Genomic DNA, 22,098 nt, shown 5'->3' on the forward strand with positions numbered 1-22,098 from the left:
GCCCCAAGATCGATTCAATGAACGAAAAGGAATAGACAAGATGGCGCACGAAAAAATGACTTTCCACCTCGATACAGGCGATGTTGAAATCAAGCTCCGGCCTGACCTGGCCCCGAACCATGTAGAGCGGATTACCGAACTGGCAGCCGAAGGCTTTTATGACGGCGTTGTTTTCCACCGCGTCATCAACGGCTTTATGGCACAGGGCGGCGACCCGACCGGTACCGGCATGTCCGGCAGCGACAAGCCCGATATCGCGCAAGAATTTTCCAAAGAGCCGCATGTCGAAGGCACTTGCTCGATGGCCCGCACGATGGACCCGAACAGCGCCAACAGCCAGTTCTTCATCTGCCTCGACGATGCGGGCTTCCTCGACGGCCAGTATACGGTCTGGGGTGAAGTGACCTCCGGCATGGAAGCGGTTCACGCACTGCCAAAGGGCGAACCACCAGCAAAGCCAGGCGCGATCAAGTCGGTCACACTGGCCTAATAAATAGGAATGCGTCTCGATAAACCCAGGATCGCCCCGCTCGCCGAGTCAGAACTCGGTCCCGAGCATCGGGCGATGCTGGGCGAGCGCTTTCGCTCCGGGAAAATTCTCAACATTTTCCGGACGCTGATCAAGGCGCCGAAAGCCTATAAAGCGTTCATGTGGTGGGGCGGCTATATCCTCTCCGGCCATAATGATCTGGCCGCTCGCGAGCGCGAGATCATCATATTGCGCACCGGCTTCAACTGGAAGGCCGGCTATGAATGGGCACAACATGTCCGCATCGGCAAGGATTGCGGCCTGACCGACGAAGAGATCGAGCGGATCAAGGCCGGTCCCGACGCGCCGGGCTGGACCCCTGTCGAACGCGCCATGCTAAAAGCAACTGACGAACTGACCGGCGACGGCCATGTGTCGGACGCCACTTGGGAGGCTCTTTCGGAGCTCACCGAAAAGCAGCGGATGGATCTGGTTCTGACCGTGGGTCAATATAGTCAGGTATCGATGCTGCTGAACAGCTTTGGCGTGCAGCTCGACGACGATCTGGTGCTGGACCCCGATCTCACCGCCTAGATCCCGACCCTACAGATTCGCTTGCACTACCCAGTCATGGAAAATCCGGACAGCCCGGTTCTTCATGTCGCGTTTGCGGCATACGAACCAGTAGCTGTAAGGACTGTCGACCTGATGGTCGAACAGCCGGACCAGCCGCGGATCATTCGCGTCGGAGAAATGGCCACCGTGCATGATCGCGATGCCAAGCCCTTGAGCCGCTGCCTCCAGCATCAGGGGGCCGCTGTCGAGATGGTCGATACCGGCCGGATGCAAATCCGGTAGCCCGACCGCTTTTTTCCACTGGTCAAAGGCCCGGGTCATGTTGCTGTGGATCAGGATATTGTGATTCTGCAAATCTTCCGGACGTTTTACAGCATTTGGTCCCTGCGTCAGCTCCACAGATCCGATTGCGTAAACCTTGTTACTGTCCAGCTTCACCGAATAAAGATTGGGATCGACATCATCGCTAATGATGATCGCCGCATCGACGGCATCGCCCAGCATATTCTCGGCGTGGGAGGATGTATCGACATCGATATTCAGCTTGGGATATAGTTTTTTCAGCTCGGGCAGCTTCGGAAACAGACGCGTCGCTCCGAACAGCGGCAGAACGCCGAGGCGCAGACGCATGTCGCCTCCGGTCACGGTCATCTGGTCGACCGCTTCGCCGATGGTTTCCATCGCCGGAGCAACGGCTTTCAGCAGTGTCTGCCCGTCCCCGTTGAGGACCATCGACTGGTTGCGCCGTTCGAACAGCGGTTTGCCGATATGGTCTTCGAGCGATTTGATTCGGCGGCTGAGGGCAGGGGCTGACAGAGCCAGTTCCGCTGCTGCAGCCTTGGAAGAGCCCAGACGGGCGACACGAATGAAGGCCTCGAGGGCGCGGAGGGGAGGAAGACGGCGCATAGAATGACCAATATTGTTGTTAAATCAGCTTTGTGCAACGCAAAATGAATTAAGAATCGGGACAATGGCGGAAAACTGTCACTAGCAATAATGATAAGTTGCAAGTTGTGCAACCCGCAATGTTCTTTTCGCACTTGCACAATAATCGGTTTCGCTGCATCTAGGATGAGCCTTTCAGGCATCCTCTCCTAAAAACTTTTCAGGCCAGTTCTTCGGAACTGGCCTTTTTTTTGGCCGAATTCCGCCGCAAGACCCGGCAATTGAAAATCAGAGTCGCATATCGGTACCGCGATCCCTATCTTATTGGAAACAACCAAAACGATATTGAGGAGATACGCCCCCGTGTCCGATCCAGCACCGAATAAAGACAAGCCGGAAGATGATGGCAAGCAGTTGAAACTGCAAGTTGCCAACGCCCGACCCGAGGATAGCGGTCGTGGCCTGGCCCGGCTATCCCGTGATAATCTAGGGAAACTGGGGCTGATCGAGGGCGATGTTGTCGAAATTGTCGGCAAGCAGGCCACGCCGGCGCGCGCCGTCCTGCCTTATCCGGAAGACGAAGGTCTGGATTTTGTCCGGCTCGACGGCCTGCAGCGTGCCAATGCCGGCGTCGGAGCGGGTGACTTTGTCGAAATCCGCAAGGTCGAATCGAAGCCGGCGAAGAAAGTCGTTTTCGCTCCGGCCCAGAAGGATCTCCGCCTGCAGGGCAATGGTGGCGGCCTGAAGCGCAGTTTCATGGGGCGTCCGCTAAAGGCGGGTGACTTTGTTGCAACCCACGGCCAGCAACAGGTTGATCGTGGTGATATGCCGCCGCAATTGCGGCAAATGCTGGCTGCTCCGGCTTTTTCCCTCACTCAAATCCGGCTCAACGTCGTTTCGACCGTGCCCAAGGGCATTGTCCATATTGACGAAGAGACCGAGGTCGAGCTGCGGCCGGAATATGAAGAATCGACCGAGCACCGCCGTGCCGACGTCACTTATGACGATATTGGCGGCTTGCATGAAACGATCGACCAGCTGCGGGAAATGGTCGAATTGCCGTTGCGCTATCCGCAATTATTCACCCGGCTAGGCGTCGATCCACCACGCGGCGTGTTGTTGCATGGCCCTCCGGGTACCGGCAAGACACGGCTCGCCCGGGCTGTCGCCAATGAAAGCGAAGCGGAATTTTTCCTGATCAACGGTCCGGAAATCATGGGCTCCGCATATGGCGAGTCGGAGAAAAAGCTCCGCGAGATATTTGATGCCGCAACCAAGGCGGCACCCTCCATCCTGTTCATCGACGAGATCGATTCGATCGCGCCGAAACGCGGACAGGTGCAAGGCGAAGCCGAGAAACGCCTGGTAGCCCAGCTGCTCACTTTGATGGATGGTCTTGAGTCACGACTCAATCTGGTGGTTATCGCGGCAACCAATCGTCCGGAAGCAATTGATGAAGCATTGCGTCGCCCCGGGCGTTTCGACCGGGAAATTATTGTCGGCGTGCCCGATGTTGCGGGTCGCCGCGAAATTCTGGGCATCCATACACGCGGAATGCCGCTCGACAAGGCGGTCAATCTGCAAGAACTGGCGCGTACCACTTATGGTTTTGTTGGCGCCGATCTGGCGGCATTGACGCGGGAAGCGGCGATCGAGGCCGTGCGCCGGATCATGCCGAAGCTCGATCTGGAATCGGAAACGGTGCCGCCGGAGGTGCTTGAAGAACTGGTTGTGCAACGGCATGATTTTGTCGAAGCACTGAAACGGGTCCAGCCATCAGCCATGCGCGAAGTCATGGTGCAGGTTCCCGACGTTCGCTGGGAAGATATCGGCGGCCTCGACGAGGCGCAGATGCGGCTGAAAGAGGGAATCGAGCTTCCGCTCAAGAATCCGGAAGCGTTCACGCGACTGGGCATCCGTCCGGCCAAGGGATTTCTGCTGTACGGTCCTCCGGGAACCGGCAAGACCCTGCTGGCAAAAGCAGTCGCCCGCGAAGCCGTAGCCAATTTCATCGCCACGAAATCGAGCGACCTGCTGTCGAAATGGCACGGCGAGAGCGAGCAACAGATTGCCCGTCTCTTTGCCCGGGCAAGGCAAGTCGCGCCGACGATCCTGTTCATCGACGAGATTGACAGTCTGGTACCGGCGCGCGGGCGGGGCATGGGAGATTCCCAGGTTACCGAACGCGTGGTCAATACGATTCTCGCCGAAATGGACGGTCTGGAAGAAATGCAGTCGGTCATTCTGATCGGCGCAACCAACCGCCCCGGTCTGGTCGATCCGGCATTGCTGCGGCCGGGCCGGTTCGATGAACTGGTCTATGTTGCGGTTCCGGGCAAGGCTGGACGCCGCCGCATATTGGCTATCCATACGTCGAAGATGCCGCTGGCCAAGGATGTCGATCTTGACGAGATGGCAGAGCGCACCGATCGTTATTCCGGTGCCGATCTGGAAGATCTTGTCCGTCGTGCCGGGCTTCACGCGCTGCGCGAATTTGGCGGACTGGTCGAGACCGTGCAGATGAAGCATTTCGAAAAGGCGCTGGAAGACAGTCGCGCTTCGGTGACGCCGGAAATGGAGGAAGAATATTCCAAGATGGAGTCCCAGCTGAAGCAAAATGCCATGCGGGTAGAGCCGATCGGCTTTGTGTCACCGGGAATGTTGACGCCGATCAAGGACAGCAAACACTAAAGGCAGGGCCCTATTGCTCGGCGGTCATCCGGTCGTCGAGCTCTAGGGCCTTGAAGCCCCAACCGAACAGGAAAACGCAAACCGTAATCGCCAGCCAGAACGGCAGCGGTCCGGCATAGGTGTAGAGCAATACTCCCAGCGCCGGCGAGGCGATGAACGCCATGCCATTGACCGATGCAACAATGCCGGCAACACCATTCTGCTCCGACCGTTTGACGGCGAGCGATGCTCCGGCTGTGAAGCCCGGACGGAACAGGCCAAAGCCCAGCGACGCCACGGCGAAACCGATGATGATGCCGTGCAGATCATGGGACAGGCCGATGATCAGGCAGCCCACTGCTCCCAGGACCATGCCCCATAATATCGAGGTCCGCGGTCCCATTTGCAGCAGCGGGATCAGGCCCCATTGGGCCAGCAGGGTCGCTGCTGCGCCGGACATAAGAACGATGCCGGTCATCTGGATTCCCGTTTCCGGGTCACCGCGCAAGCCGAGCCGGTCGAGAATTAGAAAGCCGACCACGCCCAATATCAGAGCGTGGGCATTGCCGCCTAATATGCCGGTGATCAGCCATGGCTTGATCCGCTCGTCACCCCAGCGCAAGCGCGGCGGCAGACTGGCTTCCTCTTCGGTGGAATCATCCTCTTCCTTCAAACTGCCGGAGGAAGGTGCGCTGCTATAAGGCTCGGACGTCACCACGCCGCGCGCATGAAAACCCGGATTGTCATTGGGCAGTTTCAGCGCTAGCGCCACCATCACCACTATGCCGATTGCGGCAAAGGCGAACATCGGGCTGGAAAGACCCAGAACCGGAAGGATCAGCAAAGGCGCAATGGCCGGCCCGACGATGGTGCCGAGCCCGAAGGAGGACGATATCAGGGACAGCGCCTTGGTCCGGTCGGCGCGCGCGGTTCGGGCTGCGACATAGGCCTGTACCGCAGGCGGAGCAGCCGACCCCAGACCGCCATAAAGGCTGCGGAAAAAAGCGAACAGGACAAAGGTCCATACCGCGCTATACCAGCCGAGCAGTCCCAGAAACAGCGCCAGACCCGCTAGCGCGAACGAGGTCGTAAAGCCGATCATGCCGAGGCGCATAAGCGCTTTCCGGCCACGGTGATCGGACTGGCGCGCCCATTTTGGAGCGGTATAGACCCAGAGCAGGGCTGACCAGCTGAACGCCGCGCTGACCCAGAAGTCGGGGATATTGAGCTGTGTCCCGATCGTCGGCAATATCGATTGCATGGCCGTGTTGCCGGACGCTGTCACCAGCATGACCGAGAACAGCACGGCCATCCGGGTGCTGTCGATCGGTTTCGCATCGGGAACGGAAGAAGCTATCCGCTCGAGCGGTTCAATATCGGGTGAATCGGCCATAGATTTCCTATGCCACGCTATTTCTGCCAGTCATAGGCTCGTTCGATGCGGGCGACATGAAGACTATATTCGCTATACCATTCCCCGCGACCCCGTTCGCGGATGACAATATGATCCGGGTGGTCGCGCCATGCTTTCGCGCTGCCGTCGTCGCGCCAATAGCTGACGGTAATCCCCAGGCCATCCGCAGACCGCGCATGGTCTTCTCCGAGATAGCCGGGTTGCTGTGCTGCCAGTTCACCCATTGCCGCCGCTGCGCTTTGATAAGCCTCGTCACCGGTGCCGGTGCGCTGTGCGCAAAATATGACCGCGATCGAGTCTTTTGGATGAAGCTTCATCGCTCTCTTTTAGCCGGTCGATTGTAACGGGCAACCCGTATTATATTTGTCACCGGTGCTGTAACGCCCTAGTAAGACGGTTTGATCTGGTACCGGAGGACCGAGTTGACTAATAGTATCGCCAAAATGAAATTTATCGATCGCATCAAGTCGCGGGTGGAGCGGCGTCTCGGGCCCTGGGGTGTATTCTTCAAGGGCTTTCTGAAGCATCCGGTGATGGTCGGTTCGATCATGCCGTCGTCCGACATCACGATCAAGAAGATGCTTGCGCCCGTCAAATGGGACGAATGCGATCTGTTCGTCGAATATGGTCCGGGTGTGGGCACATTCTGTCGCCCCGTACTCGAACGGCTGAAGCCCGGCGCGATGCTTGTCGTGATCGACCTGAATCCCGATTTCATCGATTATCTCGGCAAGACCATCCACGACAGCCGTTTCTATCCGATCCACGGCTCTGCTGCCGATGTGCAGAAGATCATCAGCGAGCTCGGTCACGAGAAAGCCGACTATGTCCTGTCCGGCCTGCCTTTTTCGACATTGCCTGATCAGCTCGGGCCCAAAATCGCCAAAGAAACCTATGAGGCAATCCGGCCCGGCGGAGCGTTTCTCGTCTACCAGTTTGTCAAAAAGGCGCGCGCCTTCATGGAACCACATTTTGACCATATCGACAGCGGCTATTCCTTCTGGAATATCCTGCCCTGTCACCTGTTCTGGGGCTGGAAGACAAAATAGGCGTTTGTCGATGATCGAATGCCGTTTGTCGAAGCCAATGCGCCGCAAGGCCCTGTTTACCGGCATGTCCAAATCCATGTCACTCGCATTATGATTGAGAGGAAAGTTTTGATGTCCCGTTTGTCCCGTTCCCTGTTTCTGGCTTTATCCACCACGGCGTTGACGGTTGCCGCTCCGGCTCTGGCCAAACATCATGAATCGGCCAAGCCGGCGCCGGTCAGCGAACTGGTCGACGCGGTCGATATCCCTTATGAAGAATTCACGCTCGACAACGGGTTGAAGGTGCTGGTGCATACCGACCGCAAGGCACCGGTTGTGGCGGTCTCGATCTGGTATGGCGTCGGCTCGGCCAACGAACCGAAGGGCAAGACCGGCTATGCCCATCTGTTCGAACATATCATGTTCAACGGATCGGAAAATGCGCCGGGTGATTTTTTCGAACCGCTGCGGCAGATTGGCGCGACCGATCTCAACGGCACGACCTGGCTCGACCGGACCAATTATTTCCAGACCGTCCCGACCTCCGCGCTGGATGTTGCTCTGTTTCTCGAAAGCGACCGGATGGGCCATCTGCTCGGCGCGGTGACGCAGGAGAAGCTCGACAACCAGATCAGCGTGGTCTCGAACGAAAAGCGTCAGGGCGACAATCGTCCCTATGGGCTGGTCGGCTATCGCCAGACCGAATTGCTGTTTCCGTCCGACCATCCTTACGGGCATGACACGATCGGTTCGCTGGAGGATCTCGAAGCCGCGTCGCTCGACGATATGAAACTCTGGTTCACCGACCATTACGGCCCGAATAATTCGATCCTCGTTCTGGCCGGCGATATTGATGCGGCGACCGCGAAAGCGAAGGTCAACAAATGGTTTGGCGCGATTCCCCGTGGCAAGCCGATCCCGCAGCTCAACCCTGAATTGCCGACGCTTGATGCCCCGATCTACGAGGTGATGAAGGACAAGGTCGCGACCACGCGCATCTATCGCAACTGGGTGGTGCCGGGTCTGAACGATCCCGACTATACGCCGCTCGATGTCGGCATGACCGTGCTTGGCGGTCTCGCCAGTTCGCGGCTCGACAATATCATGGTGCGGGAAGAGAAAAATGCGGTGAGCGTTACCGCTTATGTGTTGCCGTTCGTGCATGGCAGCCTGGTCGAGATCACGGCCGACGTGAAGCCGGGTGAAGATGCTGATGTCGTCGCCAAACGGCTCGATCAGATCATTGCCGATTTCATCGTCAACGGTCCGACAGCAGATGAAGTGCAGCGGGTCGCGACCCGCGATGCGGCGGCACGGATCGCCGGTCTTGAACAGGTCGGCGGCTTCAGTGGTAAAGCGGTCGCTCTGGCACAGGGCAAACTCTATTCCGACGATCCGGAATATTATAAAAAGGAACTCGCCCGACTGGCATCGACGACACCGGAAGCCGTCAAGGCCGCGATGCAGAAATGGCTGACCCGTCCGGTGCTTGGTATCACGGTTGTCCCGGGAGAGCGGGACGAATATCAGGAAGTGGGCGCTGGCATAGGCGCGCGGACCGGCGTTTTGACCGCTCCGGCTTTCTATACGCAGGATGGCGAAACAGGGACGGTCACCGCTCCCGACCGGTCTCACCTGCCGCCGGTAGGTGAAATTCCGAATGTCGATTTCCCCGATGTCGAAACCGCGACGCTGTCGAACGGCATCAAGGTCTATTTCGCCCATCGTGATACGGTGCCGATGACCCGGGTGACCCTGTCTTTCAACGCCGGTACCAGCGCGGATTCGTCCGAGAAGCTCGGGCTGCAGAATTTCGTGACATCGATATTGGAAGAAGGCACGACCAGCCTGACATCGATCGAAATCGCAGAACAGCAGGAACGGCTGGGTGCCAATATCAGCACCGGTGGCGGTCGTGACCGTACCGATGTCGACCTGAGCGCGGTCAATCCCAATCTCGATGCTTCGCTCGACCTGATGGCGGACATCGTCAAAAACCCGGCGTTCAACGCGGATGATATCGAACGCATCCGGGTGCAGCAGCTGACCGCGATCGATCGCGAGGAAAGCGATCCTCTGAGCATCGCCAGCAATACGCTGCCGCCGCTGCTCTTCGGTTCCGAACATCCCTATGGCCGCGGGCTGTCCGGTAATGGTACCAAAGAAACGGTCTCGGCTATCACCCGCGACGATTTGTCCGCTTTCCATCATCAATGGATGCATCCGGCGAAGGCAACGATCTTTGCAGCGGGCAAGATCGACAAGCAGGAGCTGGTCAGCAAGCTGGAGATGCGTTTCGGCAAGTGGAAAGGCACCGGAAAAGCGGCGCCGGCGAAGAATTTCGACGCACCCATTCCCGAAGGGCAGGGACGGATCATTGCCATCCACCGCCCCAATTCTCCGCAGTCGATGATCTTGGCCGGACAGGTATTGCCCTATAAAGGCTCTGACGATTTGCTGACGCTCAACGCCGCAAACGAGATCCTGGGGGGCAATTTCCTTTCGCGGATCAATATGGATTTGCGCGAAACCAAGGGCTGGAGCTACGGCACCCGCAACACCGTGCTGCGCGGCGAAGACCGGGTGCTCTACACCATGCGTGCACCGGTCCAGACCAATCAGACCGGTCCCGCCGTCGCCGCAATTGATGCGCAGGTCCGGGACTTTCTGGGAGGAAATGGCGTTACGCCAGCCGAACTGGAACGCACGGTCAACGGCAATGTTCGCGAATTGCCCGGCCAGTTCGAACGTACGCCGAGCATTTTGAGCCAGATGCAGGGTGACGTGATGTTGGGCAGGCCGTCCAACTATGCGGAAACCGTCGCGGATCGCTATAAAGCGTTGACGACTGATGATCTGAACAAGGCGATGGCCGATGCAATCGACCCGGATAAATTCACCTGGGTCATTGTCGGTGACGTGTCCAAGATCAAATCCCAGCTGGATGCCCTTGATATGCCGATCGAATATCGCGGCTATGAAGCTAGTGACACTGCTGTTAATAGTGAGAGTGGTTCGAACGATTCGGCAGAGGGTGACGAGTAATCGCCAGTCCGGGCCGGATCACGGCTTTGACATAAAAAGGAGAATGGAATGTCTATTGATGGAACTTATGCTTGTGTGACGAAATCCCCGATGGGAGACCAGACTTCGGAATTCACCATCGTAACCGACGGTGACACGTTCACCGGCAACAACGCCGGCGCAATGGGCGCTATGGATGTTGAAAATGGCAAGGTCGACGGTAATCATATTACCTGGGAAATGAACATGACCGTTCCCATGCCGATGAAGCTCGAAGGCGATGCAGTGATTACCGACGGCGAACTCGTCGGTTCGGTAAAAGCGGGCGCTTTTGGTGAAATGGCGATGACCGGCACCAAGAAATAGTCGGATTTTTCCGGATCAAAAAAAGGGCCGCTACCTGCAGAGGTAGCGGCCCTTTTTATATGTCAGTCCAGATCGGTCTAGCGGACGACGACGCTGACCGCGCGGCGGTTCTGTGCCCAGGCGCTTTCGTTGGAGCCGAGCGCGTCGGGGCGTTCCTTGCCATAGCTGACCGTGGTCATGCGCGCCGGGCTGACACCCAGCGAGGCGAGATAGTTTTTCGCCGCATTGGCACGGCGTTCGCCCAGCGCCAGATTATAGTCGCGGGTGCCGCGTTCGTCGGCATGGCCTTCGATGGTAATCCGCGCATTTGGATTTTGTGCCAGCCATTGTGCCTGGCTTTGCAATATAAGCTGATCCTGGGAATCGACATTGAAGCGATCGGTATCGAACAAGATTTTGTCGGACATTGTATTGGCGAGGAAATCACCCTGCGAACCGGGTGCATAGCCCGGGCCAGAAGGTCCGGTCGGCGCAGGTGTCGGGGCCGTACCAATTGGTGCCGGCGGCAGTTCTTCTGGTGGTTTCTTTGAACAACCGGCCAGTACGAGGCTGGCGGTAATCAGGAGGGGGGTCGCATATTTGATCATCATATTGCTCCTATTTGAGTTAGCCCTTCGGATATATATAGCCTTTTTCCAAAGGCTTGTCGCGTTTCTAATTTATGGCAGCAAGGGACCCCATGCCGGATCGGAACCATTGACCGGAGTCGGCAACTGTCGTTCGTTGCTGCCGGTCAGGTCGACCTGCCAGATTCCGGTGGCGCCATTTCCCCTTGTCGTCCGGAAAAACTGGATGACGCGACCATTGGGCGCCCATGTCGGCGCTTCGTCCTGCCAGCTGTTGGTGAGCAGCCGTTCGCCGCCGCCGCTTGGCGTCATGACGCCAATGCGGAAATTGCCGGCCATTTTGGTGAAGGCGATCAGATCGCCACGCGGGCTCCATTCCGGTGTCGCAAAGCGGCCGCCGCCAAAGCTGATCCGTCGTTCATTGCCGCCATTTGCGTCCATCACATAAAGCTGCTGGCTGCCGGAGCGGTCGCTTTCAAAGACAATCCGTCCGCCATCGGGCGAAAAGCTGCCGCCGATATCGATACCGGGGGAAAAGGTAAGGCGTTGCGGGTTGGCTCCGCCTGCAGACGACACTTTATAGATGTCGGTGTTACCGGCTATCGCCATGGAATAGAGGATCCATTTGCCATCCGGCGACCAGCGCGGGGCGAAAGTCGGGTTGGTGCTCTGGGTGATCAGCCGCTGACGACCGGTCCCGATATCGTAAATATAGATGCGCGGGTTGCCGTCGAGAAAGCTGAGATAGACGATGCTCTTGTAATCGGGAGAGAAACGCGGTGTCAGAGCGGTGGCCTGGCCGTTGGTGATGAACCGGTGATTGGCACCGTCGCTGTCCATGATGGCCAGCCGCTTGACCCGGTTACCCTTGGGACCGGTCTCGGCGATATAGGCGATACGGCTGTCGAAAAACGGCGATTCGCCGCTCAGCCGGGAATAGATGGCATCGGCACATTTATGCGCGGCCCTGCGCCAGTCGCGGGGTTCGACGACAAAACCCTGGCGGGTGAGTTCGGTTTCCAGCGCGACATCATAAAGATAGCAGCCGACCGTCAGCTTGCCGTCGGGATTGGTCTTGATGAAGCCCTGAATCAGCGCCGAAGCGTTGGTGCCGCTCCAGTACGGAAATTGCGGAGCGGTCACTTCAGAAAAGCTGATCCCGCGAACCTGATTGCGGCCGACAGGCTTGAACAATCCGCTGGACCGCAGATCGGTGACGATAACATCGCTGATCTTCGCGCCCAGTTCAGCGGTATTGCCGGCGGGCGTGTCGACATTTTGCGGGGTCGGCAGTCCCGGAACCGCAATCACCAGTTCCTCCGATCCGCTATTGTCGACATCGACCGTCAACTGCGCGTGCGCGGTTGCGGTCAGTCCAACGCTGGCGATGATGCCAAGGATGAAGGTTCGGATATAGGGGGCGGGCGATTGCATGTCTGGTCTCCTAGACGCCAAGATACAGGACAGGTTCGATAACCTTCCATTCGTCGTAAAATTTTTCCGGGAATGTCGTGAAAGGCGCAGCGAGCTGCACCGCGGCAATGGCGCGTTCCTGATGGATGTCGACCTGAGAGCGGTTGCTTGGTGTGATGCCGGTGGTTGTCGCCGTCGGTGTGCCGATGATCCGGCCATTGCTATCAAGCCGTGCGGTTACCTTGGTACGCAAAAGTTCTGCGTCCGCGCCGGAGGGTGGACGCCATTTCTGTTTGACCAGCCGGTAAAGTTCGCGCTCCAATGAGGCGACGGCAGCAGGCGAAGCCTTCTCTGCCGCGATATTCTGGTTGCGGCTGACGGACGTCGCGTCGGTGACGCCTTTCAGGAAATCATCCCCCAGTCGCGACCCGCGCGGCTTGGGGGTCGGCTTTGGCGCGGCTTTCGCGGTGCTGCTGGCCGGTTTGTCCGGTCGCCGTCGGGGTTCGCGGGATATCGGGGCAGGAGCCGCCGCCGGCTTTGGCTTCGCTTCAGCTTTCGGCGGTTCGGGTAGCGGTTCCGGCGCGACAAAACTGCTTTCCTCGGGCGCACCCAGTTCGGGCGCTACGCTGGTCGCCGGGGTGACTTTTGCGGGATCGGGAGCGGCGCTTACCAGGCCGACCTCATCGGCGATCATCACCTCGATCGGCTTGTTGCGGAAAGCATCGTTGGTTGTGCTGAGGATGCTCAATGACAGCACGCCAAAAAGCGCCACATGACCCGCGGCTGCTATTCCCAAGCCAATTTTTTCAGCTTTCTCCATATCAGCCGATGACCATTATTGAGTCTCAGATGAACCTGTAGTGACCAGCGAAACCCGGTTCAGTCCAGCCCGGTTCAGTTCGCCCATCACGCCCATGATCAGGCCATAATCCAGCGTCTTGTCGCCGCGCAGCATGATCTGCCGCGGATCTTCGGGATTCTGGTCCGCGGCAATATCGCGCAATCGTGTCTCGAGAGCGCCGCGGCTGAGTTCTTCTTCCTCGATAAACACACGACCTTCATTGTCGATCGAAATCTGTACCGGTTCCTGCTCCTGTTCCAGCGCATTGGCGCGGCTTTCCGGCAGGTCGACAGGGACGCCAGCCACCAGCAATGGCGCCGTCACCATGAAAATGATCAATAGCACCAGCATCACGTCGACAAAAGGCGTGACGTTTATTTCTGCCATCGGAGCACGTCCGCGGCCACCGCCACGCCTGCCTATCCCGGATCCCATGTTCATGCCCATATCTAGTTCCCGATCTCCAGTTCGCGACTGAGCGTTGCGTGGAAACTGTCGGCAAAGCGACCCATCCGCGCCTCCAGCTTGTTCAGCCGGTGGGAAAAACGGTTATAGGCGATCACGGCAGGAATAGCGGCAAACAGACCAATGGCTGTCGCGAACAGGGCTTCGGCTATGCCGGGGGCGACCACGGCGAGCGAGCTATTCTGTTCTGCGGCAATCGCCGAGAAGCTGCGCATGATACCCCAGACGGTACCAAAGAGACCGACGAAAGGGGCGACGCTGCCAACCGTTGCGAGGAAGTTGAGCCGGTCGGCGATGCGATCCACTTCCTGGGCAATGGTCGAGTTCATTGCTGATGCCAGCCGTTGGCGGGTGCCCTCGCGGTCAACGGGGCCCTTGGCGGTCGAACGACGCCATTCCCTGACTCCGGCCGCCAGCACTTTCGCACTGGGCAGGCTGGACTGGCCGTGGGCATCAAAAAACCTGTCGATATTGTCGGTCGAGGAAAATGCCTGTTCGAATTTGTCCGATTTTCGAGCAATTTGCGCAATGTTCATGCCAAAGCTGACGATGATCGTCCATGTCCAGATGCTGGCCAGCAGCAACCCGATCATCACTGTTTTGACGACAATATCGGCTTCCATGAACAGCAGGAATGGCGAAAAATTACCGGTTGTCGCTCCCAGGGAAAGTTGGTCTAGCAAGTTTTGATATCCTTCATTTCATATTCGCTTGATCCATGACGCTGGCGAATGCCTTTGTCCACGATTTCGGTTGCCGCCTCGGACGTCCAGCAGGGGTAAGGAAGGCTGCGTGAACGGAGGCTGACGTAATCTGGTCTGGTCCGCGGAAAATCTTCTGGTCGATAATCACGCTGGCGGCGCGCAATTTCTCGACCGTGCTGATCACGACAAGATCATCATTGAGCTTGGCCGGCAGCAGATATTTCATCGTCAGATCAACCACCGCATAAACGCCTTCGCCGTTGTCATAGGCCGCTCCTTGGTCCATATCGAGCAGACGGAGCATGTCCGAGCGGGCCCGTTCCATGTAGCGGAGATAATTGGCGTGATAGACGATACCGGAAAAGTCGGTGTCCTCGAAATAGACGCGGCAGGCGAAATAATGCTTCCCGCTGATGAAACGACCATCATGCGGTTTGATGTCGTCCAGAATGAAGGATTGATCGTTCATGGAACGACTTTAGGCGGTTGGATTCACGGGCGGAAGAGGGAATATGCAATGTCAGTGCGACTGAGCGTGATTTCGAGTCCCTTTGGCTGTCTGCTGATATCTGGCTGAAACCTTATTCCCTCACCCTTGGTCAAATGATTGCCCGCTGGATCATGCCTTTTTGGCCAACGTCTTTCCGGTTTCCAAAAAGGATTTCAGATTGCTGAGAACCATCGGCCAGCCGTTTCGTATATCGACATTCATCGCCGATTCCGGCTCGAGTTCGCTATGGATGACGGTCAGCTTGGTATCAGGCCCCAGATTGACCAGTTCATAGGTCACACGTGACAATTTCTCGGGTTGATCGGCGTTCTCGTCAGAACCCCAGCTCCAGACCATTTTATGCGGCGGGGTCATTTCGATGATGCGACCGCGTATATCGATCTTGCCGCTGCCGTCACTGCGCACATGTTCCCAGCGCGAACCCGGCTTCCAGTCGGATTCATTATAATGGCCCCAATAGGACTTGGTCAGCTCGCGCTCGATCAGGCCGTTCCAGACCTGTTCGGCGGTAGCTTTGATGAAGATCGTATAGACAAAATCGGCAGCGCATTTCTCTCCGGTAGAATTGCGGGTTTCGATTGCGGTAATCCTGGTATCAGGCACGGCGTTTCTCCTGGGTTTTTGGATCTGGCTTTTCAATCTGTTCCTTGAAGTCGATCAGCGCCTCGATGCGGGCATCTTCAAACTTGCCGACCCAGCGATGGACGATATCGCCGAGCGGCACGGGATTGAGATAGTGCAGCTTTTCCCGCCCTTGCCAGTGAACGGACACGAGATTGGCTTTTTCCAGAATCCCGAGATGTTTGGCGACGGCCTGGCGTGACATATCCAGATTGGCGCAAAGCGCGCTAAGGCTTTGGCCGCCGTCGTTAAACAGCCGGTCCAGCAATAGGCGCCGGGTTTCATCGGCGAGAGCGGAAAATACATCGGACATGTCTTCTTATATGCAACTATTTGGTTGCATGTCAAGCGTTCCGATGTGAACCCGACACAATTTTATGGTTTTGGGTAGAACCTAACGCGCGCAATCAATGCACAAGGCTGCTGCGGGATCGATCTCCAGACGGCGAAAGGCGATCGGCTCTCCGCATTCGGCGCACCAGCCAAATTCACCCTGCTCGATGCGTTTCAAAGCCATTTCGATCCGGGCGATATCGCTGGTCCGCCGCCTTGCTTCGGCCTGGGCCATTTCCTGCTGCTGCATGGCGTCCATGCGGGAGAGCCGGCCTACGCTCTGCTGGTCCAGTTCCACCGTATTGCGCCAGCTTGCCGCTTCCAGATCAAGCGCCTTCAACTCCGCTTGCTTCTCGACCAGGCTTGCCTGCAGCGCCTCGATCTGCGCCGGTGACAGTTCGTCCGCCACAATGATTATTTCTGCGGCGTCAGATAGTCCAGCGCCGCTGCCGTCATCGCTTCGGTTCCCAATGTGACGGATGCGCGCGGAGAAATTTTGAAAAAGGGCGAGTGATGCGAAGGCACCGGTGCGCCGCCGGCTTTCTCGCGATCAAAATCGGCCTGCGGGGTCCCGCCTACGGCAAAATATACGCCCGGGACATCGGTATTGGGTGCAACAAAATAGGCAAAATCCTCTGCGCCCATGCCTTCGCGAGGTTGGTTGTCGAACACCTGCTCGCCGAAGCGAGCGGCGAATACGCCCTTCACTCGCTGGGTCATCGCCGCATCGTTATAATTGGCCGGAGTCGATTCATGCGACACCAGAACTTCGGGCAACCTGTCTTCGGGCAGGCCGTTCATCCGGCCGACATTGGTCGCGATGCGCTTGATCCCTTCGAGTAATTTTGCGCGCGTGTCCTCGTCATCCGATCGGACCGTGAGTTGCATGGTCGCCTTGTCGGAAATGATATTATGCTTGAACCCGCTGTGGAACGAACCGACGGTTATGACCGCCGGCTTGAGTGGTGCGATTTCGCGGCTGACGATGGTCTGCAGCGCCATGATGATTTCCGCGCCCATCACGATCGGATCCTTGCCGCGATGCGGAGAAGCGCCATGGGCCCCGACGCCGTGGACAATGATATCGACGCTGTCGGACGAGCTGCTTTCGATGCCTTCGCCGATCGCCAGCTTGCCGGTCGGCGTGTCGGCAGAAACGTGAAAGGCCATGGCAAAATCGGGCTTGGGGAAACGGGTGTATAGCCCGTCGTCCATCATCAGCTTGGCTCCGCCAATCCGCTCTTCGGCCGGCTGCGCGATCAGCACCAAAGTGCCGGACCATTGGCCCTTCATCGCAGACATTTGCCGCGCTGTGCCGATGAGCGAAGTGATATGCACGTCATGGCCGCAGGCGTGCATGACCGGCTTTTCCTCACCATCGATGCTGACCTGTTTCGCGGTCGACATATAGTCCAGTCCGCTATCCTCGACCAACGGCAGGCCGTCCATATCCGCGCGCAGCATCAGGGTCGGGCCCGTACCGTTTTTCATCACCGCAACGACACCGGTGCCGCCGACTTTTTCGGTGACGGTGAAGCCTGCAGCGCGCCATTGCTTAGCGATAATCGCGGCGGTGCGGGTTTCCTTGTAGGATAGTTCGGGGTTTTTATGAAAATCGAGAAACAGGGCTTCCAGATCCTTGTCATAATCTGCGGCGATAGCCGCTGCCAGATCGGGTGATGTCGAACTGGTCTGTGCCAACACCGGTGCGGTCCAGATCAAGGCGGTTGTCGCCGCCAAAGCCAAAAGATGTTTCATATTTCTCTCCCCTTGTTTTTCTGCCTTATGCAGGACCCATCCGAAATGCACAAAGCTTGTTGCCTTCCGGATCGCGAAAATAGGCGGCGTAAAATGCCATCGGGCCTTCATCGCCCCGAACGCCGGGCTTGCCTTCATCGCTACCGCCAAGCTCGAGACCCTTATTGTAGAAGCTGTCGACCTGTCCGCGCTCCTGCATCTGCAGCGCAATCATATTGCCGTTGCCCGGCTGCGCCGCCTGTCCGTTAAAAGGCGTGGTAAGCGCAATCGATGGCGTGGTCATATCAACGCCATAAAGCGTGAAGCCGTTCTCCTCGAGTTCCATCAGGCGTTTCGCGCCCAGTTCGCCGAGCAGCGCGTCATAATAAGCGCGGGCCTTGTCGATATCATTGGTGCCGAGCGTTACATATCCAATCATGGTTCTTCTCCTGATCATCAATCGGGGGTGATCGATTCGGTCTCGAAACAAAATCTATCAGCCGGAGGCGCAGATGCAATGACGCAAAAAAAAGGCAGAAGCGAAACGCTCCTGCCTTGATTTTGCTCATTTCGATAATGTCGGGACTAGCCGGCCGGGCAGTTGCCGATCCGCTTGCCGTTGCTCTTGGCAGAAATATTCATTTTCATACCCGCTGCTCCGCCAACCATATTCATCGTCATCTCGTAGTTGCTCGGTCCATATTGGCCATCCATGGTCATGGTCATATTGCCAGGGCCGCCACCCATGTTGTTGCAGGCCATTTCCGAAGATACCGCGCCGCCGCTCATGTTGAATTTCTTGACTTCGCAATTGGTTTCTTCTTGCGCGGCAAAAAACTGGGCACCGGGGTTTTTGGCTTGTTCCTCGGTGATGCAGGATTTCGAGGTCGTGACCTTGCCCTTCATGCTGTCCAGAGCGCCAGCGGGCATGCCGTCGGGCAATCCGTCGATTTTCACATCGACTATTTCTACGTTATTTTCCCATTCGCCGGGCTCAAGCGTGACTTTGTTCATTTCCTTGGCGACTTCGTCAGCGGTGATCTTGCCGTCACCGTCCTGGTCAGCGCCCTTGTCGGAACAGCCGCCTATCAGGCTGAGTACAGCCACCGAAACAAGTAATTTTTTCACAAGAATATTCCCTCAATGTTAACGCCCCCGGTTCCTAACATAAACCGAAGTATTGCAGATGTAAATTTGCGTTGATCGTCCTGACCGGAAAAGGCCATAACAGGGATGACATTGGACCCTTTTTGTTCCATATCAAGCCGATGACAGAATTGGTAATCAGAAGAAGCCTTGCAGAGCCGGAGACCGGCGAAGATTTCGTACCGCACAAGCCCAATCGTCCCGAAAAATCGGAAGGCGGCAGACCGTTCAAGCTGGTCAGCGATTTTGAGCCGGCCGGCGACCAGCCGGCGGCGATCAAGGAACTGGTTGCCGGGATGCGCGACGAGGAGCGTGATCAGGTGCTACTCGGCGTGACCGGATCGGGCAAGACCTTCACGATGGCCAAGATGATTGAAGAGCTGCAGCGGCCGGCATTGATCCTGGCGCCCAACAAGATATTGGCGGCGCAGCTTTACGGCGAGTTCAAGAATTTCTTTCCGGACAATGCCGTCGAATATTTTGTCTCTTATTATGACTATTACCAGCCCGAGGCCTATGTCGCGCGGTCGGACACCTATATCGAGAAAGAAAGCTCGGTAAACGAGGCGATCGACCGGATGCGGCACAGCGCGACGCGTTCGCTGCTCGAACGGGACGATGTGATCATCGTCGCGTCGGTGTCCTGTCTTTACGGTATCGGCTCGGTCGAGACCTATTCGGCGATGATCTTTGACCTTACCAAGGAACAGGCGGTCGACCAGCGGGATATCATCCGCAAGCTGGTGGCGCTGCAGTACAAGCGCAATGACATGGCCTTCGCTCGCGGCAATTTCCGCGTGCGCGGCGATAATCTCGAGATATTTCCGTCGCATTACGAAGACATGGCCTGGCGGATCAGTTTCTTCGGCGACGAGATTGAGGAGATTGTCGAATTTGACCCGCTGACCGGCAAGAAGGGCGCGACCCTCAACAAGGTGCGGGTCTATGCCAATTCGCACCATGTCACGCCGGGTCCGACGATGAAACAGGCGATGGAAGCGATCAAGTTCGAGCTTGCGGAGCGACTGAAGGAGCTGGAAGCCGAGGGAAAACTGATCGAGCATCAGCGGCTGGAGCAAAGAACCAATTTCGACCTCGAGATGATCGCCGCCACCGGCAGCTGCGCCGGTATCGAAAATTATTCGCGCTTCCTGACCGGGCGCTTGCCGGGCGAGCCGCCACCGACTTTGTTCGAATATCTGCCGGACAATGCGCTGCTGTTTGTCGATGAAAGCCATCAGACTGTTCCGCAAATCGGCGCCATGTCGAAGGGCGATCACCGCCGCAAGATCAATCTGGCGGAATATGGCTTCCGCTTGCCCAGCTGTATCGACAACCGGCCGCTGCGTTTCAACGAATGGGACGCGATGCGGCCGCAGACCGTCAGCGTGTCGGCGACGCCGGGCAAATGGGAGATGGAACAGACTGGTGGCGTGTTCAGTGAACAGGTTATTCGTCCCACCGGGCTGATCGATCCACCGGTCGAGATCAGGCCGGTCGAGGACCAGGTCGACGATGTGATCAACGAATGTCGCAAGGTGGCTGAGCAGGGCTATCGCACCCTGATTACCACGCTGACCAAGCGGATGGCGGAAGATCTCACCGAGTTCATGCACGAGGCCGGGATCAAGGTCCGCTATATGCACAGCGATGTCGAGACGCTGGAACGGATCGAGCTGATCCGGGATCTGCGACTGGGCGTCTATGACGTGCTGGTCGGCATCAACCTGCTGCGCGAAGGTCTTGATATTCCGGAATGCGGTCTGGTCGCGATACTCGACGCCGACAAGGAAGGCTTCCTGCGCAGCGAAACATCGCTGATCCAGACCATCGGCCGTGCCGCGCGTAATGTCGACGGGCGGGTGATACTCTATGCCGACCGGATGACCGGATCGATGGAACGCGCGATCAGCGAGACCGATCGCCGCCGCGAGAAGCAGGTCGAATATAATCTCGAGCACGGCATCACCCCGCAATCGATCAAGAAAAATATCGGTGACATTGTCGCCCACGCCACAGCCAAGGATATGGTCACCGGTGCAGTCCGGGACGACGGCAAACCTCTCGTCGGCCATAATCTGCGTGCGCATATCGAAAGTCTGGAGAAACAGATGCGCGATGCAGCGGCTGATCTTGAATTCGAAACCGCAGGCCGCCTGCGTGACGAGATCCGCAAGCTGGAAGCCGAAGAGCTTGGGCTGCCTGCCGACTTGCAGGTCGCGCAACCGAAAGGCAGGTCGACCGAAGGACGACCGGGGACGCGGAAAATGGGTTATGGCAAGACGCAGCGGAAGATGTAGTTGCGCTACTGTTTCGATAAACGACATTCTCAAGTAGACTAACGGACTGGCTATAGCTTGTGCGCAAGTGCCGGCCGGTTCATGTTGCTCCCAATATTCTGGGGAGAGACAATCATGCGTGCTTCGATATTTTTGACATTGGCGACTTCCGTATTGGCGATTGCGGCTCCGGTCGATGCGGGAGAAATGGCGCCCCAATCGACGACTGATGCAGCGGAAACGGCACCCGATTTTGCTTCCGCGGTGACCGCTCCGGGGCGGGATGAGGCGGATGTCGCGCTCGACGAGAGCCGCAGTCCGGCAGAGGTGCTTGCCTTCATGGGCCTCGAAACCGGCGATGCCGTTCTCGATATTTTTGCTGGCGGCGGCTATTATAGCGAAATTCTGGGGCGTGCCGTTGGGCCCGACGGAACGGTTGTGGCGGTTAATCCGCCGCAATTTGTTTCCAGTGACCAGTCTAAGCAAAAATGGGCGGACGTCGCTGCCCGGCAACCCAATGTGACGATGGTGGCTTCGCAATTGCCGGATTACAAACCGGCAGCGGACAGCATCGACTTTGCCATGCTCCACCTGATCTACCATGATTTTTACTGGGAAAGCGAACAGTTCAAAATGGAAAGAATGGACCCGGCTGCGATACTGGCAAATCTATATGCAGGTATGAAACCGGGCGGCGTTGTCGCTGTGATTGATCACGTCGGCTCTGCGGGCGATACCCGCGCAGTGGTAGAGAAGACCCACAGGATCGATCCGGCAACCGCGCGCTCAGATTTCCTGAAGGCCGGTTTCGTGCTGGACGGGGAAAACGAGATGTTCGCCAATCCCGACGACGATCTGGAAAAAAATGTCTTCGATCCGGCGGTTCGTGGCAAAACCGACAGGTTCGTGATGCGGTTTCGCAAGCCCGGCTAGGGCTTTCGCGAGCGCCCAAACAGCGCGCGAATCGGTAACGGCCGCAACTATCTGTAAAATCATGCATTTCCTGACGGGGCGTGAAACCCTCGCCAGAGCCGGAAGAATATAGGCCGC

General features: G+C 57.5%; 23 protein-coding genes. 8 read left to right on the forward strand and 15 right to left on the reverse strand.

The window, feature by feature from the left end; all coding sequences use genetic code 11:
• The first annotated feature begins 40 nt into the window (after positions 1–40).
• Positions 41–490, forward strand: a complete 450-nt coding sequence (locus tag AACZ86_RS08080; protein ID WP_339691210.1) for a peptidylprolyl isomerase — start codon at positions 41–43, stop codon at positions 488–490.
• Between the two features lie 9 nt (positions 491–499).
• Entirely contained in the window at positions 500–1,063 is a 564-nt protein-coding gene (locus tag AACZ86_RS08085) for a carboxymuconolactone decarboxylase family protein (RefSeq protein ID WP_339691212.1), read from the forward strand.
• A 9-nt stretch (positions 1,064–1,072) separates the two neighbouring features.
• Here the strand turns inward: AACZ86_RS08085 and AACZ86_RS08090 are convergent, their stop codons facing one another.
• Entirely contained in the window at positions 1,073–1,951 is an 879-nt protein-coding gene (locus AACZ86_RS08090) for a LysR substrate-binding domain-containing protein (protein WP_339691214.1), read from the reverse strand.
• Between the two features lie 393 nt (positions 1,952–2,344).
• Between AACZ86_RS08090 and AACZ86_RS08095 the strand changes: the two genes are divergently transcribed.
• On the forward strand, positions 2,345–4,621 hold the full coding sequence (locus tag AACZ86_RS08095) for a CDC48 family AAA ATPase (RefSeq protein ID WP_339691460.1): 2,277 nt from the start codon (positions 2,345–2,347) through the stop codon (positions 4,619–4,621).
• Positions 4,622–4,631: 10 nt separating this feature from the next.
• Here the strand turns inward: AACZ86_RS08095 and AACZ86_RS08100 are convergent, their stop codons facing one another.
• Together AACZ86_RS08100 and AACZ86_RS08105 are read right to left on the reverse strand one after the other, a co-directional pair.
• A complete protein-coding gene (locus AACZ86_RS08100) occupies positions 4,632–5,993 on the reverse strand; it encodes an MFS transporter (RefSeq protein ID WP_339691215.1) in 1,362 nt (453 codons plus the stop codon).
• Positions 5,994–6,010: 17 nt separating this feature from the next.
• Positions 6,011–6,331: an antibiotic biosynthesis monooxygenase gene (locus tag AACZ86_RS08105; RefSeq protein WP_339691217.1), complete on the reverse strand. Its 321-nt coding sequence runs from the start codon at positions 6,329–6,331 to the stop codon at positions 6,011–6,013.
• A gap of 126 nt (positions 6,332–6,457) precedes the next feature.
• Here AACZ86_RS08105 and AACZ86_RS08110 point away from each other — a divergent pair, with 126 nt between their 5' ends.
• The 3 genes from AACZ86_RS08110 (at position 6,458) to AACZ86_RS08120 (ending at position 10,432) form a co-directional block, all read left to right on the forward strand.
• Complete coding sequence (locus AACZ86_RS08110) at positions 6,458–7,063, forward strand: methyltransferase domain-containing protein (protein WP_339691219.1); 606 nt, start codon at positions 6,458–6,460, stop codon at positions 7,061–7,063.
• 111 nt (positions 7,064–7,174) lie between these two features.
• Entirely contained in the window at positions 7,175–10,087 is a 2,913-nt protein-coding gene (locus AACZ86_RS08115) for a pitrilysin family protein (RefSeq protein WP_339691221.1), read from the forward strand.
• A 48-nt stretch (positions 10,088–10,135) separates the two neighbouring features.
• Complete coding sequence (locus AACZ86_RS08120) at positions 10,136–10,432, forward strand: hypothetical protein (protein ID WP_339691222.1); 297 nt, start codon at positions 10,136–10,138, stop codon at positions 10,430–10,432.
• Positions 10,433–10,509: 77 nt separating this feature from the next.
• Here AACZ86_RS08120 and pal read toward each other — a convergent pair whose 3' ends face one another.
• The 12 genes from pal to AACZ86_RS08180 form a co-directional block, all read right to left on the reverse strand.
• The gene (gene pal / locus AACZ86_RS08125; RefSeq protein WP_339691463.1) at positions 10,510–11,016 is read right to left on the reverse strand and encodes a peptidoglycan-associated lipoprotein Pal; all 507 of its coding nucleotides are present in this window, start codon (positions 11,014–11,016) and stop codon (positions 10,510–10,512) included.
• 75 nt (positions 11,017–11,091) lie between these two features.
• Positions 11,092–12,432: a Tol-Pal system beta propeller repeat protein TolB gene (gene tolB / locus AACZ86_RS08130; RefSeq protein WP_339691224.1), complete on the reverse strand. Its 1,341-nt coding sequence runs from the start codon at positions 12,430–12,432 to the stop codon at positions 11,092–11,094.
• 10 nt (positions 12,433–12,442) lie between these two features.
• Positions 12,443–13,207: a hypothetical protein gene (locus tag AACZ86_RS08135; protein ID WP_339691227.1), complete on the reverse strand. Its 765-nt coding sequence runs from the start codon at positions 13,205–13,207 to the stop codon at positions 12,443–12,445.
• 39 nt (positions 13,208–13,246) lie between these two features.
• Positions 13,247–13,699, reverse strand: a complete 453-nt coding sequence (gene tolR, locus AACZ86_RS08140; RefSeq protein ID WP_339691230.1) for a protein TolR — start codon at positions 13,697–13,699, stop codon at positions 13,247–13,249.
• Between the two features lie 2 nt (positions 13,700–13,701).
• Entirely contained in the window at positions 13,702–14,340 is a 639-nt protein-coding gene (gene tolQ / locus AACZ86_RS08145) for a protein TolQ (RefSeq protein WP_339691464.1), read from the reverse strand.
• 73 nt (positions 14,341–14,413) lie between these two features.
• Positions 14,414–14,890 carry a YbgC/FadM family acyl-CoA thioesterase gene (locus AACZ86_RS08150; RefSeq protein ID WP_339691232.1) on the reverse strand — a complete coding sequence of 159 codons (477 nt, stop codon included), beginning with the start codon at positions 14,888–14,890 and terminating at the stop codon, positions 14,414–14,416.
• A 150-nt stretch (positions 14,891–15,040) separates the two neighbouring features.
• Entirely contained in the window at positions 15,041–15,535 is a 495-nt protein-coding gene (locus AACZ86_RS08155; protein ID WP_339691234.1) for an SRPBCC family protein, read from the reverse strand.
• Positions 15,528–15,866, reverse strand: a complete 339-nt coding sequence (locus tag AACZ86_RS08160) for a metalloregulator ArsR/SmtB family transcription factor (protein WP_339691237.1) — start codon at positions 15,864–15,866, stop codon at positions 15,528–15,530. Before AACZ86_RS08160 ends, AACZ86_RS08155 begins: the two co-directional genes overlap by 8 nt.
• An 81-nt stretch (positions 15,867–15,947) precedes the next feature.
• Complete coding sequence (locus tag AACZ86_RS08165; RefSeq protein WP_339691238.1) at positions 15,948–16,295, reverse strand: TraR/DksA C4-type zinc finger protein; 348 nt, start codon at positions 16,293–16,295, stop codon at positions 15,948–15,950.
• A gap of 5 nt (positions 16,296–16,300) precedes the next feature.
• Positions 16,301–17,644, reverse strand: coding sequence for an amidohydrolase (locus tag AACZ86_RS08170; RefSeq protein ID WP_339691240.1), 1,344 nt, complete (start codon positions 17,642–17,644; stop codon positions 16,301–16,303).
• 25 nt (positions 17,645–17,669) lie between these two features.
• Positions 17,670–18,062 carry a VOC family protein gene (locus AACZ86_RS08175; RefSeq protein ID WP_339691242.1) on the reverse strand — a complete coding sequence of 131 codons (393 nt, stop codon included), beginning with the start codon at positions 18,060–18,062 and terminating at the stop codon, positions 17,670–17,672.
• Positions 18,063–18,208: 146 nt separating this feature from the next.
• Positions 18,209–18,751 carry a DUF3617 domain-containing protein gene (locus tag AACZ86_RS08180; protein WP_339691244.1) on the reverse strand — a complete coding sequence of 181 codons (543 nt, stop codon included), beginning with the start codon at positions 18,749–18,751 and terminating at the stop codon, positions 18,209–18,211.
• 140 nt (positions 18,752–18,891) lie between these two features.
• Here AACZ86_RS08180 and uvrB point away from each other — a divergent pair, with 140 nt between their 5' ends.
• A complete protein-coding gene (uvrB, locus tag AACZ86_RS08185) occupies positions 18,892–21,069 on the forward strand; it encodes an excinuclease ABC subunit UvrB (RefSeq protein ID WP_339691246.1) in 2,178 nt (725 codons plus the stop codon).
• Positions 21,070–21,183: 114 nt separating this feature from the next.
• Positions 21,184–21,981, forward strand: a complete 798-nt coding sequence (locus tag AACZ86_RS08190; protein WP_339691248.1) for a methyltransferase — start codon at positions 21,184–21,186, stop codon at positions 21,979–21,981.
• Positions 21,982–22,098: the final 117 nt, after the last annotated feature.

The organism is uncultured Parasphingorhabdus sp., from assembly GCF_963975735.1.
In the GTDB taxonomy this organism is placed as follows: Bacteria; Pseudomonadota; Alphaproteobacteria; order Sphingomonadales; family Sphingomonadaceae; genus Parasphingorhabdus.

Bases quoted from the DNA above. Each gene is read 5' to 3' on its own strand.
- AACZ86_RS08080 (WP_339691210.1), top strand. From the start codon at position 41: ATGGCGCACGAAAAAATGACTTTCCACCTCGATACAGGCGATGTTGAA.
- AACZ86_RS08085 (WP_339691212.1), top strand. From the start codon at position 500: ATGCGTCTCGATAAACCCAGGATCGCCCCGCTCGCCGAGTCAGAACTC.
- AACZ86_RS08090 (WP_339691214.1), bottom strand. From the start codon at position 1,951: ATGCGCCGTCTTCCTCCCCTCCGCGCCCTCGAGGCCTTCATTCGTGTC.
- AACZ86_RS08100 (WP_339691215.1), bottom strand. From the start codon at position 5,993: ATGGCCGATTCACCCGATATTGAACCGCTCGAGCGGATAGCTTCTTCC.
- AACZ86_RS08105 (WP_339691217.1), bottom strand. From the start codon at position 6,331: ATGAAGCTTCATCCAAAAGACTCGATCGCGGTCATATTTTGCGCACAG.
- AACZ86_RS08110 (WP_339691219.1), top strand. From the start codon at position 6,458: ATGAAATTTATCGATCGCATCAAGTCGCGGGTGGAGCGGCGTCTCGGG.
- AACZ86_RS08115 (WP_339691221.1), top strand. From the start codon at position 7,175: ATGTCCCGTTTGTCCCGTTCCCTGTTTCTGGCTTTATCCACCACGGCG.
- AACZ86_RS08120 (WP_339691222.1), top strand. From the start codon at position 10,136: ATGTCTATTGATGGAACTTATGCTTGTGTGACGAAATCCCCGATGGGA.
- tolB (WP_339691224.1), bottom strand. From the start codon at position 12,432: ATGCAATCGCCCGCCCCCTATATCCGAACCTTCATCCTTGGCATCATC.
- tolR (WP_339691230.1), bottom strand. From the start codon at position 13,699: ATGGGCATGAACATGGGATCCGGGATAGGCAGGCGTGGCGGTGGCCGC.
- tolQ (WP_339691464.1), bottom strand. From the start codon at position 14,340: ATGGAAGCCGATATTGTCGTCAAAACAGTGATGATCGGGTTGCTGCTG.
- AACZ86_RS08150 (WP_339691232.1), bottom strand. From the start codon at position 14,890: ATGAACGATCAATCCTTCATTCTGGACGACATCAAACCGCATGATGGT.
- AACZ86_RS08160 (WP_339691237.1), bottom strand. From the start codon at position 15,866: ATGTCCGATGTATTTTCCGCTCTCGCCGATGAAACCCGGCGCCTATTG.
- AACZ86_RS08170 (WP_339691240.1), bottom strand. From the start codon at position 17,644: ATGAAACATCTTTTGGCTTTGGCGGCGACAACCGCCTTGATCTGGACC.
- AACZ86_RS08175 (WP_339691242.1), bottom strand. From the start codon at position 18,062: ATGATTGGATATGTAACGCTCGGCACCAATGATATCGACAAGGCCCGC.
- uvrB (WP_339691246.1), top strand. From the start codon at position 18,892: ATGACAGAATTGGTAATCAGAAGAAGCCTTGCAGAGCCGGAGACCGGC.
- AACZ86_RS08190 (WP_339691248.1), top strand. From the start codon at position 21,184: ATGCGTGCTTCGATATTTTTGACATTGGCGACTTCCGTATTGGCGATT.